The organism is Lysinibacillus sp. NPDC093692, assembly GCF_050280125.1.
Classification (GTDB): domain Bacteria; phylum Bacillota; class Bacilli; order Bacillales_A; family Planococcaceae; genus Lysinibacillus.
Map to the genome: position 1 here is coordinate 113662 of NZ_JBNNUW010000009.1, position 17422 is coordinate 131083.

General features: G+C 36.2%; 16 protein-coding genes and 2 pseudogenes. 8 read left to right on the forward strand and 10 right to left on the reverse strand.

Annotated elements, in window-relative coordinates; translation table 11 throughout:
• Nucleotides 1-109: 109 nt before the first annotated feature.
• The gene (locus ACQKN4_RS11970) at nucleotides 110-1210 is read right to left on the reverse strand and encodes a glycosyltransferase family 4 protein (RefSeq protein ID WP_427483776.1); all 1101 of its coding nucleotides are present in this window, start codon (nucleotides 1208-1210) and stop codon (nucleotides 110-112) included.
• Nucleotides 1211-1505: 295 nt separating this feature from the next.
• Between ACQKN4_RS11970 and ACQKN4_RS11975 the strand changes: the two genes are divergently transcribed.
• Genes ACQKN4_RS11975 through ACQKN4_RS11990 form a run of 4 tightly spaced genes read left to right on the forward strand, consistent with a single transcriptional unit; the run spans nucleotide 1506 to nucleotide 4604 of the window.
• Nucleotides 1506-2105 (forward strand): glycosyltransferase family 2 protein, encoded by a 600-nt coding sequence (locus ACQKN4_RS11975; protein WP_427483777.1) that lies wholly within the window; start codon nucleotides 1506-1508, stop codon nucleotides 2103-2105.
• A gap of 43 nt (nucleotides 2106-2148) precedes the next feature.
• Nucleotides 2149-3177: a polysaccharide biosynthesis protein gene (locus ACQKN4_RS11980; protein ID WP_079562096.1), complete on the forward strand. Its 1029-nt coding sequence runs from the start codon at nucleotides 2149-2151 to the stop codon at nucleotides 3175-3177.
• Nucleotides 3174-4028 (forward strand): SDR family oxidoreductase, encoded by an 855-nt coding sequence (locus tag ACQKN4_RS11985; protein WP_427483778.1) that lies wholly within the window; start codon nucleotides 3174-3176, stop codon nucleotides 4026-4028. The genes ACQKN4_RS11980 and ACQKN4_RS11985 overlap by 4 nt, the downstream gene beginning before the upstream one ends.
• Nucleotides 4029-4043: 15 nt before the next feature.
• Nucleotides 4044-4604, forward strand: a complete 561-nt coding sequence (locus tag ACQKN4_RS11990) for a DUF402 domain-containing protein (RefSeq protein WP_427483779.1) — start codon at nucleotides 4044-4046, stop codon at nucleotides 4602-4604.
• A 173-nt stretch (nucleotides 4605-4777) separates the two neighbouring features.
• Here ACQKN4_RS11990 and ACQKN4_RS11995 read toward each other — a convergent pair whose 3' ends face one another.
• The 4 genes from ACQKN4_RS11995 to ACQKN4_RS12010 all read right to left on the reverse strand — a co-directional run bounded on the left by ACQKN4_RS11995 (nucleotide 4778) and on the right by ACQKN4_RS12010 (nucleotide 9289).
• Nucleotides 4778-5905, reverse strand: a complete 1128-nt coding sequence (locus tag ACQKN4_RS11995; protein WP_427483780.1) for a DUF4261 domain-containing protein — start codon at nucleotides 5903-5905, stop codon at nucleotides 4778-4780.
• A gap of 322 nt (nucleotides 5906-6227) precedes the next feature.
• Nucleotides 6228-6512 carry a hypothetical protein gene (locus ACQKN4_RS12000; protein WP_427483781.1) on the reverse strand — a complete coding sequence of 95 codons (285 nt, stop codon included), beginning with the start codon at nucleotides 6510-6512 and terminating at the stop codon, nucleotides 6228-6230.
• A 452-nt stretch (nucleotides 6513-6964) separates the two neighbouring features.
• Nucleotides 6965-7411: a YfmQ family protein gene (locus ACQKN4_RS12005; protein WP_427483782.1), complete on the reverse strand. Its 447-nt coding sequence runs from the start codon at nucleotides 7409-7411 to the stop codon at nucleotides 6965-6967.
• A gap of 447 nt (nucleotides 7412-7858) precedes the next feature.
• Entirely contained in the window at nucleotides 7859-9289 is a 1431-nt protein-coding gene (locus ACQKN4_RS12010; protein ID WP_427483783.1) for a PLP-dependent aminotransferase family protein, read from the reverse strand.
• A 242-nt stretch (nucleotides 9290-9531) separates the two neighbouring features.
• Here ACQKN4_RS12010 and ACQKN4_RS12015 point away from each other — a divergent pair.
• Together ACQKN4_RS12015 and ACQKN4_RS12020 are read left to right on the forward strand one after the other, a co-directional pair.
• A pseudogene (locus tag ACQKN4_RS12015) lies at nucleotides 9532-9871 on the forward strand (IS1595 family transposase); the annotation flags it as partial.
• A 12-nt stretch (nucleotides 9872-9883) separates the two neighbouring features.
• A complete protein-coding gene (locus tag ACQKN4_RS12020) occupies nucleotides 9884-10315 on the forward strand; it encodes a hypothetical protein (protein ID WP_427483784.1) in 432 nt (143 codons plus the stop codon).
• Nucleotides 10316-10520: 205 nt separating this feature from the next.
• Here the strand turns inward: ACQKN4_RS12020 and ACQKN4_RS12025 are convergent, their stop codons facing one another.
• The 3 genes from ACQKN4_RS12025 to ACQKN4_RS12035 form a co-directional block, all read right to left on the reverse strand.
• The gene (locus ACQKN4_RS12025) at nucleotides 10521-11312 is read right to left on the reverse strand and encodes a putative hydro-lyase (protein ID WP_427483829.1); all 792 of its coding nucleotides are present in this window, start codon (nucleotides 11310-11312) and stop codon (nucleotides 10521-10523) included.
• A 260-nt stretch (nucleotides 11313-11572) separates the two neighbouring features.
• Entirely contained in the window at nucleotides 11573-12826 is a 1254-nt protein-coding gene (locus ACQKN4_RS12030) for an NRAMP family divalent metal transporter (RefSeq protein ID WP_427483785.1), read from the reverse strand.
• 4 nt (nucleotides 12827-12830) lie between these two features.
• Nucleotides 12831-13595, reverse strand: a complete 765-nt coding sequence (locus ACQKN4_RS12035; RefSeq protein ID WP_079561703.1) for a LamB/YcsF family protein — start codon at nucleotides 13593-13595, stop codon at nucleotides 12831-12833.
• A gap of 276 nt (nucleotides 13596-13871) precedes the next feature.
• Between ACQKN4_RS12035 and pxpB the strand changes: the two genes are divergently transcribed.
• Together pxpB and ACQKN4_RS12045 are read left to right on the forward strand one after the other, a co-directional pair.
• Nucleotides 13872-14612 (forward strand): 5-oxoprolinase subunit PxpB, encoded by a 741-nt coding sequence (pxpB, locus tag ACQKN4_RS12040; protein WP_079561704.1) that lies wholly within the window; start codon nucleotides 13872-13874, stop codon nucleotides 14610-14612.
• Nucleotides 14603-15592, forward strand: a complete 990-nt coding sequence (locus tag ACQKN4_RS12045) for a biotin-dependent carboxyltransferase family protein (protein WP_427483786.1) — start codon at nucleotides 14603-14605, stop codon at nucleotides 15590-15592. The genes pxpB and ACQKN4_RS12045 overlap by 10 nt, the downstream gene beginning before the upstream one ends.
• Nucleotides 15593-15678: 86 nt before the next feature.
• Here ACQKN4_RS12045 and ACQKN4_RS12050 read toward each other — a convergent pair whose 3' ends face one another.
• Both ACQKN4_RS12050 and ACQKN4_RS12055 read right to left on the reverse strand, forming a co-directional pair.
• Entirely contained in the window at nucleotides 15679-16437 is a 759-nt protein-coding gene (locus tag ACQKN4_RS12050; protein WP_427483787.1) for an IclR family transcriptional regulator, read from the reverse strand.
• Between the two features lie 641 nt (nucleotides 16438-17078).
• Nucleotides 17079-17399 (reverse strand): annotated as a pseudogene (locus ACQKN4_RS12055) (MFS transporter); the annotation flags it as partial.
• Between the last annotated feature and the right edge of the window lie 23 nt (nucleotides 17400-17422).

Below are 17422 nucleotides of genomic sequence, written 5' to 3' on the forward strand. Positions count from 1 at the left end.
TAAACACTCTTTTCAAGGGGTTCTTATTAAAAGGTGTTGGTCACGAAGAAGCGTGCTTTATTCCCCTTCTAGCGACGAATGGTCGCACTGTTCTCGTTATATACTCCTCTTATTCGATTGGCTTTTCCTCTAAATATTCGGCTACTTTTTGCACAATATGTTTCCAATTTAATTCCGCTCTTGCGAAAGTCTGGAGGTGTTCACATGCATCTGCCAATAACCCTTCCTGTTTCGTTACTTGCTGTAATGTCCGCCCAACACTTTGCCAATCATGAGTCGGATGAATTGTCCCGAAGCGCTGATTATGGGTAATATCTGCAGCCCCATCAACATCAGTTGTAACGATATAACAACCATTCTTTGCGGCCTCAGCAAATACATGAGCGTAGCATTCTACTAAAGAGGTAAGGCAAAAAATTTTAGCCTTTCTATACTCCTCTTCCAATTGCATCTTATCATAAATCGGTCCCAACAGTATGACCTGTGCTGCAAATGGATTTCCATCCTGCACGTTCAATAGCTCCTGTTTAAACGCCTCTGACATTGGACCTATTAACCGAAACTCCCAATCTGCAAGCTGTGCTTCTAAAAATGCTTTGACTGCTAAAAGAATTTGTTTTTCAGGAGCATCTAAACGACCTACCGTTACTATTCTATTTTTTTTCTCTTGAAATGGAACAGGCTCTGTTTGAAACAGTTCATAAAAGCCATTAGGAATACGTTTAATATCCAAATTGGTAAATTCATGAATAGAGCTTTGAATGGATTCACATTCAGAGGAAAGCACATCACAAAGCTGGAGTAACTCCGAAAAATATGGATAGGTTTTTAATCGACTTAACCAAAACCGATTAACATCTAATTTCATATAAATTTTTCCGTTTGGATTAAACTTTTTATAAGTTTTTAAGATCGATAAATACGATGGATAAGGCCCTATCGCAAATGCAATATCTATGTCCTTCGCATGCTCTATTAAATAACTATTCATATTAGCAACATAGTCATCCTCAAACGGAATATGTTGAAAAGTGACAGAAGGAAAGGTTTGTTTCAATAATGCTTCATTCATTTCAGTCGTTAAAATTGTGACATCATAGCCTAAGTATTCACCTAACAAAATAGGAACAAGGCATAAATCTTTGAAAATATGTGCGTCGGAGAGCTTATACGATTCCACACTACATATGAAGGCTATCTTTTTTGACATAACATCCCCCTTTTTTAAATGAAGCGTTTCATTAAATTATGATTTCTTGTTCAATAATGTGAAAAGATTAGTATAAGTACTGTTATCACACTAGTAAAATCACCTTATTTTAAAGTGCTTTTCTCTCTTTTAAATAACTAACGAATGTAAGCAATTGCCTACAGAACCACTCTTGCAACGCATATTGTAATAAAGAATCCTTTATGTCAATCAAAGTAAAAAGTATAGACTTTATAAAACTTCTACTTACGCCTATTGAACATTTCTACTAACAATAAAAGAATCGAGGTTTTATATGAAAATCAGTTTTTTATCACCAGCCTACAATAGTGACGAATGGATATTGACATTGTTAGAAAGTATTCCTAAAGAATACGCCTATGAAATTATCGTTTGTGATGACGGCTCAACCGACAATACTTTAGCCCTATTAGAGGACTATCAAAAAAACTGTCCTGCCTTAAAAATAATTACTCATCCAACTAATTTGGGTGCTAGTGTAGCCTATAATCGATGTATCGCAGAAGCTACTGGTGACTATGTAGCTATCATAGATAGTGATGATCACTACTTACCCGCTATTCGAAACGTCTTAGCCCAAGTAGATGGTCAGTTTGATATTTACTACTACAACATGCTTACAAAGGCAGGCTATGTATTTATAAAAGATGAATCAAACCGATACACATTACCTGGACAATTTAAAATTATTCGAAGAAGTTTTATTGGTGATGCAACCTTTACCATAAGAAAAGATATTGCCGGGGATTGGGATTTTAATTGTGCTTTAATGGATAAGAACCCGACAAGTAAATATACAAATGAATTGGCATACTGGTATAACTTCCCAAGGGAGAATTCTGAATATGATTTACATCGAAGAGGATTAAAATAACGCCCTTATTTCCATGCATGCAGGAGGTGTAATTAACTATACAATGTTTAAAGATAAAGTTCTTCTCATTACTGGCGGCACCGGCTCTTTTGGTAATGCAGTATTAAAGAGGTTTTTAAATACCGACATTAAGGAAATACGCATCTTTTCAAGAGATGAGAAAAAGCAGGATGATATGCGGAAACTCTATCAACATCCGAAAATTAAATTTTTTATAGGCGATGTACGTGACATCCAAAGCATTCATAATGCGATGTATGATGTCGATTTTGTTTTTCATGCGGCCGCTCTTAAGCAGGTCCCCTCTTGCGAATTTTTTCCACTAGAAGCAGTTAAGACGAACATTCTAGGCACTGATAATGTTTTAACCGCGGGTATTCGAGCTGGTGTTAAAAAAATTATTTGCCTGTCTACAGATAAGGCTGCTTATCCAGTAAACGCAATGGGAATTTCGAAGGCTATGATGGAAAAAACGTTTATTGCTAAGTCTAGAATGGTTCATCCAGATAAAACATTGATTTGTGGAACACGATACGGAAATGTCATGGCTTCAAGGGGCTCTGTAATTCCTTTATTTATCGAACAAATTAAAGCTGGCAAGCCCTTAACGATTACCGATCCTAAAATGACACGCTTTATGATGAGCCTTGATGAGGCAGTAGAATTAGTTTTATACGCCTTCTCACACGCTGACAACGGGGACATTATGGTGCAAAAATCACCAGCTGCTTATATTGAGGATTTAGCACAGGCATTACTAGAGATTTTTCAAGCTCAAAATAAAATACAAACTATCGGAACACGGCATGGCGAAAAGATTTACGAAGTGTTATTAACAAAGGAAGAAGCTGCGAAGGCCATTGATATGGGGAATTTTTATAGAATCCCTGCAGATAACCGTGATTTAAATTATGGAAAATATCTTGATGAGGGCTCTCCTAAAATTACGTTAACCGACGAATACAACTCTACTAATACGAAAATACTATCCGTCGCTGAAATAAAAGAAAAATTATTAAAGCTTCCGCTCATTCAAGAAGAATTACAAAATTGGATGGGAGGAAAACCTTGAAATTTTTAGTACTTGGAGCTACTGGAATGGCTGGCCACACGATTTCACTCTATTTGTACGCCCAAGGGCATGACGTAACAACCTATTCGCGATCAGCCTTTTCTTGCGGAAATAATATTACGGGAGATATTACAGATACAAATTTTTTAAAAGCACTAGTTTTAGATCACGACTATGATGTTGCGGTCAATTGTATCGGTGTATTAAATGACGCCTGTGAAACAGACCGCGAGAAAAGTGTATATCTCAATAGTTATTTGCCTCATGCCATTGAATCTTTATTAACAAACAGTAACACTAAGCTTATTCATTTAAGTACAGATTGTGTATTCTCAGGAAAAGCCGCTCCCTATCATGAAAAAAGCCTTCGTGATGGGGAAACCTTTTACGACCGTACGAAGGGGCTAGGAGAAATTGAAAGCACTCAACATCTAACGTTTCGTAATTCTATCATCGGTCCTGATTTGAAGGAGGATGGTATTGGCCTTTTTAATTGGTTTATGAAACACCATAATACTATTCGCGGCTATACGGGTGCAATATGGACCGGAGTTACGACCCTAACATTAGCAAAAGCAATTGAACGTGCAGCACTTGAAGGTACAACAGGCCTCTACCACCTCGTCAACAATAGCAGTATTTCAAAATTTGAGTTACTGCAATTATTCAATACGCATTTCAAGGAAAATAAAGTAACGATCCAGCCATATCCCCCCGTAAACATTGATAAAACACTAGTCAACACAAGAAAAGATTTTTCATTTACCGTACCGAGCTATGAAGAAATGATCCTTGAGATGAAAAACTGGATATGGCAGCATAAAGATTTGTATCCCCATTATTTAAAATGAGTTTGGAGGTTCAGTATGCTTAAAAGAAAGTTCGGTGACCGTTCGGAATGGTCGCGGGTTATCGAAAGAAAGTATAGTCAGTCATACCTTGACACTAGAGAATTCAAGGGTTTTATAACTTTATTGAAAACAGTCCTAGTTACTGAACCTTTATTCGTGAATTATGGAGAGAAAAAACTATGTATTGTTGATAACGGTTATATATGGTTACAACAATTTCCCCTCGAAAAAAACCATTCTGTAACAACTATGTTTAATGCTAACGGAGAAATAATTCAATGGTATATCGATATTTGCCATAGAAACGCAATAGAAGATAATGTTCCTTATATGGATGATCTATTTTTAGATCTTATTTTGTTACCATCAGGAGAGTTGATTGAGAAAGATGCTGATGAATTAGAAGAAGCTTATTTGAATGGCATCATTGATAAATCTTTGTATGATTTGGCTTGGAACGAGCTAAACAGCATCAAAGGTGATATACGCAAAGCTGAATTTAAGTTAGTTAACCTTGCTATACAACATAAAAATATTTTAATAAATGAATCATACGCGAACAAGATGCTTAAATAAGCACAACATCCGGAACGACCAAAGGCTGTATTGTAAAAGGTATCTACATTTCAACATTGTATGAAGCTAACATCTTAAAGGTTAAAAAGATGGTATCCCTCCCCTCACTTACAATTGGAAATGGGATTATGAAGCAAAAAAGACACCTGCTACGGTGTCTTTTGGTCATGAAACTAGTATTTGATTTTGAGAGTATCCCCATCGACATAAACTGCCTCGGAACGGGAAATCGGTAGCTTTTGCTCTGCTGAGAAGCCGATCGTTTCTCCATCCCTTAACGTGACATTCTCTTCTACAATATATCCGGAAATCGTAATCAAAAAATCGCGCAGTTCGGCAGGAGATGCTTGACTGTCCAAAATTTCAATTTCATCCTTTCCAAAGGCTTTTAACCCATAAGTATATCCATCTACCCCGGTCTCCGTTCCGACAAGGCCGAAATAAACAAGATTCAGTAAAGGAAACATGTCGTCATTTTTCATGACTTCAGCCATATCCTGAAAAAGTTCAGGCTGGAATACGGTGCCAGATGTATAGATCCCTATTGCGTTAGGAAGCTTTAAACAACTTGCCGCCAGCTTAGTGTATAACCTGCCACTGTCCAGTGGGGAGCTGGAGCGGGTAAATGCAGCTAGGATGATTTGAGCTACATGCGTTTGAGTAACCTCCACGGCTTCCTTCCACATGTAATTTCCCTGTGCATAATATTCAGCCTCACCATCTGGTACGGGAGCTTCGACAAAGCTAACCGCTAACATGCAGTCGTCTACTTCAAAGACCAAGGTTCCTTCCTCTGTTTCTTCGGCGTTTTCCTCATCATCTACTGACGAGCAAGTGATGTTCCAATCATTCAAAAGGTTGGTCTTTATCTGATCAATATCACATTCTGCAGAGTTAAGCAGAACGAACCCGTTAAAAATACCAGAACCATTATCTTGCGTTTCCGTCTCATCCTCCATGGATTGAGCAGCTTCATATGCTGCAGCCTGCTGCATCCAGTATTCTCGGATTAATTCTACCATCTTTACAGCTTCTTGCTCTGCAGTCGCAGGGTCATAAGGTTGCATCTCGCTGAATACATGGCCGCAATGCTCAGTGTCAGACGGATCCTCATAGCCTCCGCATACGCCAAGGAGCCATTTTCCTAGAATAGTTTTTTTATACTTGAATATATAGTAGTGGATATCATATAAATCAAATTCTGCTGCAATTTCTATTTTCTTGGGCTCTTGCCCAAGTTCGTGTTCATCTGCTAGCCAGTCGATCATGGATTGCATTGCTGCTTGTTGTTGAGCTGTCATCAATTTCTCTCCTTTATGAATGTATGATTCTACAATTATACTACCAACTTTAGGAAGATGAATAATGAATCGAAAATTATCCCAAAAATTAGTATTTTACTTCTATTTCTGCTTCTATTCCCCATGGGCTTTAGGCCAACAAATGTCTTACATGCGAAAGCGAAGCGGCAACAACAACAATAACAGTACGATGTTAAGTTCTTAGCCTGAGATTCCTCTATTTCAGCGAGTGTTTAAACACCCGCTGAGAAGAAGCTTAAATCCGCATTCATCTACAGCTCTTAACAAAGAAATAAAACCCTAATTTGTTGATATAGAAGTATTATTCAATGCTTTCATTTGGTTCCGTTTTTGTGAAAATACCTGCAATGATTACGATCATTCCACCTAACAATATAAGAAGATGAAAAACAATTAAAGAAGCGGTTCCTTCTAAACCATGAATCACCTTCGTTTCGTGTAACAAAGGTAAAGTAAGTGGATACGTCAAAACCGATAACAACAAAACGATTCCCGTTATTATTCTTTTTTTCTTTTTCCTTGTAGTTAGGCTTAAAGAAAACGTAACAATTGCAAGTGCTACAACGATAAAAATGATTAATATCATTTTAGGAAGCCTCCCTTTACTTTAATACGTTCCAGACTAAATTTTATTCCCATTATAAATAAATTTACCATTTCGAATCAAACTTCATCTGCCTATCACTTCGGTAGCTGGACCTTAAACTCTTGCCTTGGCTTGCATGAGGGACGACACAATTTCGGTTTATTCGGTTTGCCTTAGGTCGGAGGATTTTAAAAATGCAGGTCAGATTGCCGTTATCGCATGGATGCGAAGGTTTTAGACTAACATCCTCTTAGAACTTTTTTACGAACATTTGCTAAAAGAAGTTTAAGGAAGTTTTTCATCAAGTATTAAGTGCTAAGATGAGTAGTAATATAATCCCGACTTTTTTGTAATAAAAAAATCCTCCATTCAATTGAAGTGGAAGATAATTTCGACGTAATGTTCAGGGTATTAAAAAGGGATTCTACGTCAGTGACCGAATCCCTAATTTTTTAATGATTTGCATTTGTAGTTAAAACTGCGAAATTTTGTAGATGTTCAGAACTAATACTATATGAAACAACCTTCTCCTTGTACTTCTTGACTACATCAACATGATTGTCGTAACTAAAAACAAAGAAATTAACATCTTTTTTGCCTCTTTTTACGTTCATGATAAATGGGGTAACATTAGTCTCTGGTTGTAAAAATAATTTTTCATTACCTGGAAATATATAATGTTTTTTCAAAAAGGAAGCTTTATTAAAATAGTCTGTAAATCTATTTTTTTCTTCCTCATCTAAATTATTTCCATTAAATGTTACCGTAACATCTTTTGAATCAAGTTTTTTATGAAGTTCAAATTTACTTACCCCCCATCCCACAGCTATACTGGGAGGGCTCATTATCAATTTAAGAATAGATCCAATCACTAGCGTAATAATCATACCTGTTGTCATATCATATCAACTCTTTCAATAATTTAAACATTTTAGTAGCAATTACTATATTATTATCTTAATTGCACATTGTTTCATAAAGAATAATTAGTAATTAAGCTATATCGATGCTTTAACATCCACCTCTTCATGATAAGGGATTACTATTTTTTATAACCATCCAATTCGATGTTTTTTTGACCATCCATTTACCGTAGGGATAAAAATATCTGGTGTGTTGATTTGCCATTTTTATACACCCGAAGAGACTGATTTCCGCTACGGGCTACTCGCTTTCCTACGGGAGTCGAGTAGCCCTACGCTACAATCAGTTAAAATGAAAATATATTAGCAAATAGGTAACAAAAAATCCTTTTACCGCTCAATAATAAACCTATTTTTTCCAAACCAACACACCTGTAAATATTTTAGCCATCCAATCTAACACATTTTTAGTCATCAAATTGTCTATATACTATTAAGGACTTCTGCAAACCTTTTGATTCCTTCATCGATTGAATCTTCATCTTCCTTCGCGAAAGTAAAACGAACAAAACCATCTTTGGATCCCAGTGTAGAACCAGGAACATAAATGACGCCTCTTTTAATGGATTCTTCAAGCAATTGGGTTTCATTATAATTTTTAAGTATTTTGCACCATATATGAATACCACCTTGAGGAATAGAATATTCCACCTGATTTTTTAAATAAGTATCGAGGCTTTCTATAATTTTATCTCTCCTTTTCTCTAATTCCTTAATTAAACTTTTTATATGAATTTGAAAATTTTCTGATTCTAAAAAATCATTCGCTACCCATTGTGTATAGCTAGAATGACCGAAGTCGATTTGTTGTTTCGCATCGGATAACCTTTCAATCACCGATGTTGGGCCAATAATCCACCCTATTCTTAATCCTGAGGCAACAATTTTGGACAAAGAACTAATGTATAATACGTTGCCATTCCTATCCATTGATTTTAGGGTAGAGATTTTATCTCCTGAAAAAGCTGTTAAACTATAAGGATCATCTTCTACTACTGGAATTCCAAGCTTTGAGGATATGTCTAAAATCGCTTCTTTTTTCTTTTTATTCAATAAGGAGCCCGTTGGATTTTGAAAATATGGATTTAAAAAAATCATTTTGATTCGGTGTTTTTTATATAATAACTCCAAATCTTCTGGGTTTATTCCATCCTTATCGACAGGTAGATAATGTATTTGTATACCTACTGATTTGAAAATTGGAAGATTATAATTGTAGGAAGGATCTTCTATTGCTATTGCATCTCCAGGCTTTAACAAACATTGCACAATTAAATGTAATGCTTGTTGCGCTCCTGATGTTATAAGTATTGAAGAAGGTTTAGTTTCGATCCCTCGACTTTTTTTCACGTGTTTTGCAATAGTAGTTCTAAGGATTTCATTCCCCTGTGGATGATCGTATCCAAGGCTTCCAATAAAAGAACGTGTTGACGTTATCTCGCTTAAAATTTTTTTGGGGAAAAGCTCTTCTGACAATTCACCGGAAGCTAAATTTATTATTTTATGTTCAACAGCTTCTTTTCTTATTTTTTGCGTGACAGGTTGACTCGGCAGAAAAGAACCCGCCTCAATATACCTATTCCAACTAGGAATCCGCTTTTTTGTTATACCCCATATATCTTTACTAATGGTAGTACCGCTTCCTCTAGTCCGTTCAATTAGCCCCATCGATTCTAATTCGTCATATGCATGAACGACAGTACTTCTATTTAAATTTAAAGCACTCGCTAAATATCTCTCTGATGGTAATGGTTTATCAGGTGGAAATGTACCATCTGCAATGCCCTTTTCAATATATTCTGCGAGTTGTTTATAGATCGCCTTTTTCGCTTTTCTATCAGGTTTCCAATCCATATATATACACCTCATTAGTTCCTTAAAACTTGCATTTTCTTCTTATAACAGTGTTACTCCTGATAAAAAATTATATATTAATATTATTTCAATTGTAATGTACCATCCACTTTTTTGTTATTTTAGCCATCCACTAAAGAAATCAATCCTCATTTTCGTTTATGTTGATATTTGAATAAAACGAACCTTCGTTCTATAATGGTTATATAAAAAAGGACAAAAGTGCCAAGTTATCCTAATCGAATACCCTTTGTACAGATACTTAGCGGGCTTTCAAAACCTATGCAAAAGATAAAGGGTTAGAGCATTATCCCTCCAAGTCGGATGGAAAGGAACGAGTAAAAGGACTTTACCATTTCCAAAATGCCAATAACTATCATAGCCGTCTGAAAGGCTGGATGAACCGTTTTAATGGTGTGGCAACAAACTACCTCAACCATTATTTGAGTTGGTTTCAATTCCTAGATGTAATCAGATTCCGTAATGATTCTATTTCGGTAAGCAAAAAGGGTGATTGATAGTTGCCTATTCTCAACAGATGCAACTTATAAAAAGCTCAGATTATTGAGATTTACTGTTTAAAGGGGTGATAAAATGATTGAAATAACTTATGATTTAAGTACCTTGGAAGACAATTGTTATATAGAGATTCTTCCTGATAAGTATAAAGTAAAATGTTGGAATACATCTTCAATTTTCTTTACAGAAGAAAACTTTGGCTATATTATGCCTGCCTTCGAAAAGTGCTATAAGAAATTCGATTATTATGATGCCAATGAAATAGATATAGAAACTTGGAAGTTAATTATTTGGGAATTAGAAAAAATGAAACAATATCTATCTGATAATCCTAATCCACATTCACTGAAGGATGTTATAGGGTTTCTGTTCCTCAATTCCGAGGAAGAATTTTTGAAAAACTATGATACAAACTTGAAGCAGCTTATCTCGATGATTACCGAATTTCATTCGTGGATAAATGAAAAAAGTGTCTCAACTAAGTTCATTACCGTTTTAGGAATGTAATTTATTGAGTACAAAGGACTTCTAAATACTGAAGTCCTTTGTAAATATTAAAAATCAACAATATTATTTAACAGAGCCTTATAAAAAAAATCAAAGCTGATGGAATTTTACTCGTCGTAAAACTTCACCAGCTTTTTAGATTTCAGAAATTGGTTTTGTCCCATCCCCTTGACGCTTACTATAAATAGACGTCCTCGATCATTCCTTAAAGTATGCTCAAACTTGTTTCCTTTATATCAGTGATTAGCATATGACCCGGTGCATGGGTAATTATAATAGAAGGTTTACTTTCCATTGCTACTGCCTGAGGGGTTACGCCACAAGCCCAAAATACTGGTACTTCCCCTGAATTAATGGACACGGCATCGCCGAAATCTGGTTTTGAAATATCCGTAATACCTATCTGTTCTGGACTACCAATATGAATTGGTGCACCGTGTACATTTGGAAAGCGCGAAGTAATTTGGATTGCACGAATGGCATCCTCTGGAGTCATAGGGCGCATACTGACAACAGTCGGTCCTTCAAACACACCTGCTTTTTCACACGCGATATTTGTTTTATACATTGGCACATTACAACTTTCTTGAATATGTCTTATTGGAATACCAGCTTCAAGAAGAGGTGTTTCAAATGTAAAGCTACACCCTATTAAAAAACCTACCATATCTTCCTCCCAATAATCTGTAATATCTAATACTTCTTCAGTTAAAATACCATCCCGATAAATACGATATTTCGGAATGTCCTTGCGAATATCTGCATTTTTTGCAATTTTTGAAGGTATAAATGATCCAGGTTCTGTCACGTCTAATAATGGACATGGCTTTGGATTTCGCTGACAAAATAGTAGAAAGTCAAAGGCATGTTCCTTCTTCAAAATCACTAAATTTGCTTGGGTAAACCCAATCGACATGCCAGAAGTTGGTCCAGAAATTTCTTGATTGCGAATTAGTTTTCGGATTTCATTCGGCTCTAAAGCACTATATGTTGTCATCATCAATTCACTCCTTATCAATTATGCCTTGGCGTAATTGCGTCCGGATTTTGAATTGTGCCAGCACAATTCATTCCTTTGAAAATCCGTGACATCCGCCGGAGGCTTTTATTTTTATTCAGTAGGTGTTTGGATACCCACTGAAAAGGTACAAAAATCGCATTCATCTCACCAACTATAGAGGTGGGAGTCTTCTGCTGAATAAAGATAAATTAACCATCCATGAAAAGATGCTCATGGATGGTTGTTTGGTTGTTAGATTAACTAAAAATTTTTGGAATTTCTTCAAATAATGTAACAATGCTGAGATATCCCATAAGAACAACTACCATTGCTCCAGTGACAGTTAACCAACGTGGATGCCTATATGTACCAACAATTTCTTTTTTGTGTGCAGCAACTAATATAATACCAAGTGATAATGGTAAAACTAGTGCATTTAATGCACCTACCAAAATTAACACATTAACAGGCTTTCCAACCAAGGCAAAAGTTGTTGTTGAAATGACGATAAATGCTATAATCACCCAATTATGATATTTTTCAATGTTAGGGTGGAATGAACGAATAAATGAAACGGATGTATAAGCTGCACCTACAACAGAAGTAATCGCTGCAGCCCACATAATCATACCAAACATACGATAACCGATATTACCCGCAGCTAATTGGAATACAGATGCAGGTGGATTGGCAGGATCAATAACTAAACCTTTTGAAACAACACCAAGAACAGCTAAAAATAAAGCAATACGCATTACGCCAGTAATCAATATCCCTGTCACAGAGCTTTTTGTTACTTCTGGCAAGGATTCTTGTCCTTTGATGCCAGCGTCCAAAAGGCGGTGACCACCAGCAAAAGTAATGTAACCCCCAACTGATCCACCAACCAAAGTTACAATCGCAAACCAGCTAATTTCTTTAGGCCAAACGGTGTTTACAATCGCATCTCCTACAGGTGGTGAAGTTTTAAAAGCAACGAATAGCATGAGGAGAATCATGACACCGCCAGCAATTTGCGCAACCTTGTCCATTGCCTTTCCTGCTTCTTTATAGATAAATATAAAAATAGCAAAAAGTGCACTTACAATGGCACCCATAATTGGATTTACGCCAAGCATTGCATTTAACCCTAATCCAGCTCCAGCAACGTTCCCAATATTAAATGCTAAACCACCTGTAACAATCATAATTGCAAGGATAACACCTAATCCAGGTAACACCTTATTGGCAATTTCTTGCCCACGCAAGCCAGAAACAGCAATGATTCGCCAAACGTTTACCTGTGCGACAATATCTAGAATTAATGAGATTAAAATTACAAATCCAAAGCTAGCCGCTAATTGCTGTGTAAATACTGTCGTTTGTGTTAAAAAACCTGGTCCAATAGATGAGGTAGCCATTAAAAAGGCAGCTCCTATTAACACACTTTTACTTGCTGTTTTCTTAACAAATTTACCTTTTTTCTCTTGCTCGATTCCCGCTTCACTAACTTCCGATTTTTTTGCTACCATTGGCTTACCCCTCCTTGATTGCACGTACTGATATTTGATGATCTGCTAATCTTGAATGAATATATTCTGCAAATTCTACAGCATGTTCCCCATCCCCATGAATACAAATAGTATTTGCCTGTAATGGGACATCGATTTTCTGTTGTGACAGCACAATTCCCTCTTTCACCATTCTCACAACTTGATTCACAGCTTGTTCTTTATCGGTAATCAATGCATCAGGTTGTTTACGAGATGTTAAAGAACCATCCTTCTGATAGGTACGATCTGCAAACACTTCATGGGCTGTTTGAAGCCCTACTTTTTCTCCGGCTTTTGTTAATTCACTACCTGAGAGACCGAATAACACAAGTGAAGGTGAAATATCATAAATGGCTTGTGCGATTGCCTCAGCAATCGCTGGATTTTTAGCAGCCATATTATAAAGTGCTCCATGTGGTTTAACATGTTGCATCGTTTCATTGTAAGTCGTTAGAAAACCTTGCAATGCTCCAACTTGATAAATGACCATATCATAGGCTTCCTGTGGTGTGATGTTCATCTCACGTCGTCCAAAGCCATTTAAATCCGGTAATCCTGGATGTGCCCCGATTTTCACACCATTAGCAATGGCTAGCTTAACTGTCTCTCGCATGACTGTTGGATCTCCAGCATGGAATCCACAAGCAATATTAGCAGAAGTTACATATTTTAAGATTTCTTCTTGCTCTCCAAGTCGATAACGACCAAAACTTTCCCCTAAATCACAGTTTAAATCAACTCGAAACATCTTCTTCCCCCATTTTCTTCCCACTAAAATAGTTACACTGAATACGTTTACAAACATTCTGTACCGATATTCGGAACTTAAGTTTTGAAATTTAAAAAAATCTTATCATATTTTATTATTACTGAAAAGTATAAATTTAAAATTTTGAGAAAGAATTTTTTTTTTGAAATTTTCATTTAAATTAAACTTGTTTTCGTTTATTGTTTAAATATAATATTAATAATCCGTTATTTAAAACTTACATACCGAATTACGAAACTTCAGGAGATGGTTTTTATGATGAATTTAAAAGAGAATGTACAGATAAGACCTTTGAGTGATTCTGCACTAGTTATACATGTAGGTGAAGGAATCAGTGAGGCAAATCACAACAAAGTTAAAAATATATTGAACTTATTAGAGAGAAATCCGTTTAAAGGATTCATCGAAGTTGTACCTGCCTATAATAATGTGACGGTTTATTACAATCCGATTGAAGTATACTTTTCAAATATAGGAAAAGAAGGCGAAATGCCTTACGAAAAGGTGAAAGCAACAATTCTTTCTTTAATGAATCAATCTCACATAGTTGAAACAACGAAGGCACGTGTCGTAAAAATCCCTGTAGTATATGGTGGTGAAATGGGACCAGATTTAGAATTTGTAGCCTCTTATCATGGTTTAACACCTAATGAAGTGATTAACATTCATTCTTCTGTGGAATATCTTGTTTACATGATAGGCTTTGCTCCAGGTTTTCCGTTTATGGGAGGAATGGACAAACGAATAGCAACACCTCGTAAAGAAACACCACGGTTATCGATTACTCCGGGGTCTGTTGGAATTGCGGGAAATCAAACAGGTATTTATCCATTAGAAACTCCAGGGGGATGGCAAATTATCGGACGAACACCTTCTCGTTTGTTTCTACCTGAACAATCTCCTCCAACCTTATTACAACCTGGTGATCGAATTCAGTTTGTACCAATTTCGTTGGAAGAATATAAGAGCGACTGGGAGATGAAAACATGGGCATAAAAGTATTACAGCCAGGTATGCTGGCAACCATTCAAGACCTAGGAAGATATGGGCTACAAAAGTTTGGTATTATCGTCGGAGGAGCAATGGATTCAAATTCCTTACGAATTGCGAATTTACTTGTTGGTAATTCGGAAGGAGAAGGCGCTCTTGAGGTGACACTTTATGGAACATCCCTTTTATTCGAAACGGATGAACTGATCGCTATTACAGGTGGTAATTTGCAACCTACAATAGACGGCAAAGAAGCACCAATGTGGCGACCACTTTTAATTCAAAAAGGATCTGTTTTGAAATTTAATACTGCGATTAGTGGTTGCCGAGCTTACGTATCGATTAGTGGCGGAATTCAAGTGCCCGAAGTGATGAACAGTAAAAGCACCTACATACGTGCTGGAATTGGAGGATTTCAAGGAAGAAAATTACTGAAGAATGATGTCTTTGAATTAGATAGACGATCAGAGTTAGGAGAGGCTCTTTTTGAACAATTAAAAAAAGAACCAACGTACCTTCCTTGGTCCGCTGATTACACATCCTTTGTTTCATTAAAAAAAACACAAACAATCCGCTTTATAAGAGGCTCTGAATATGAGCATTTCGATGAGGAGAGTTTAAAAAAATTTCTTTCAACACCTTACACCATCACAACACACGCAGATCGAATGGGCTATCGATTAGAAGGAGAAGCTATTCAATTAAAAGAGCCATTTGAATTATTATCGGAAGGAGTTACATTTGGAACGATTCAAGTGCCCTCCAATGGGCAACCAATTATTTTAATGGCAGATCGTCAAACAACTGGTGGATATCCTAAAATAGCTCAAGTGATTGCTGCCGATTTACCATCATTAGCACAAATGCAAACAAATGGTCGAATCTATTTTAAAGAGGTCACTCTTGAAGAAGCTCAATTGGCATTAATTCATCAAGAAAGAAAACGAAATGAATTAGCATTTGGGCTCCGTTTAAAAAGGTTATAGCATATTTAGATAATAATATTTTCTAAAAATCAGCAACTCCAACACAAAATGGGTAATCTCAAACAACTTTTGAGACTACCCATTTTTTAAAGCTGTTCATACCCTAATTGTTTAGAAATTTGTGCGGTAGCCTTTTTAAGTTTATCGACGAAAATTTCAACGTTTTCCCCTTGATAATTGGTTTCTAGTCCCGCAATACTCATTGCCGCAACGACTTCCCCTTTATGATCGTAAATCGGTGCTGCAACAGCAGATGTATAATTTTCTAATTCTGAATGGCTGATTGTATAACCAAGTTCTCTAGCCTGCACAATCGTTTCAAAAAGCCTTTCCTTTCCCGTGATCGTCCCCATTGCAAATGATTTAAGTTCTACCGATTCGAGATATTCCTTTATGTCTGCATCCGGTAAAAAGGATAATACAGCACGAGGGCATGCTCCTGCATAAAGAGGACTTTTTCTACCAATAGCTGTGTAGAGTCGAACTTTTTGCTTCGTATCTATTTTCTCGATATAAACAGCATCGTCACCATCACGAACGATTAAATTAATCGCTTCTTTTACATCATTATGTAACTCATTCATAATTGGTTCTGCAATTTTCCGCACATCTAGGCGCATAGATACTAGATGTCCAAATTTAAGGAAGAGAACACCTAACCTATATTTTGCATCAGTTCCCTTCTCTAAAAATTCCATTTCCTCAAAAGATTTCAACATGCGGAAAGCAGAGGTTTTAGGAATTCCTGATAGCTCAATTACTTCTTGAAATGACAGTTCAGTATGATCGATAAATAAATTTAATATATCCATAGAACGAATAACCGTTTTATTATTATTTGTCAATTTAAGTTTTCTCCCCCTTCTATACTAGATTTAATCTAATCATAATTTTTCTTTTCTTAAATAATAATTATACCTAATATCTTACTGTTTTTATATACCCTGGCTCTTCATCAAAACGTGTGGTTGATTTCTTTGATAGAAAGAGCTTGTTTTTGATAAAAGCCCAAATAGTTTCGATAAAATGAGATTTTGTTTCGATAAAAGCTCAAATAGTTTCGATAAAGATCGATTTTGTTTCGATAAATCTTCAAAGTATTCCTATAAAACGAACGAAAGGAGCTTTAGTGATTCTATTTTGGGGCTCGACACGAAAACATTCACAAAGATTACCTTGATCATTTTGTTTTTCAATACTAAGAAAAGAGTTGTCTCTTGCGTCTGAGACAAACTCCTTTTTTGGCTCTTCCGACTGGGCGCTTTGTAGCTAACGCTACAGAAAACATTTGTTGTTGCTGTCGCTACGCTTTCGCACAGAGAAAGATTCCTGGGGGCGCCCAGCCGGAACGAAGAGCAAGTAATACAGGGCATATATTTTAAAAAATGTCATCCACAACTTTGGTGATAAGCCTCTACCCTATAAATCAGGTTGATAAAGGAATAAAAAACAAGAGCAAAAGAATGGTTGCTTTGCTTCATGCTCTTTACCCCTGTTTATTATTCTTATTAAAGCTCTGACGTTTTTCCTTAAATAAAATCACGCCAATCAAACCAACGATGGAGAAGATAACCGGCGTGATGAAACCATAGTAATATCCATCAAATAGATTTCCTGAAGTTGATTGAAAATGATCCAATATATAGCCAAAAATGATGGGTAGCAATACAGCACTTAGAAAGCCACCCGTATTCGCAATCCCTGAAACAATTCCTGATTCTTCAAGTTTAAAAGATTGACGTACAGCTGCAAAGGTTAATGCACTTGCCCCATATCCAAAGCAAATGATAAAGAAAATAATAATTAAAAAGCACCTCCTTTAATTGTTAC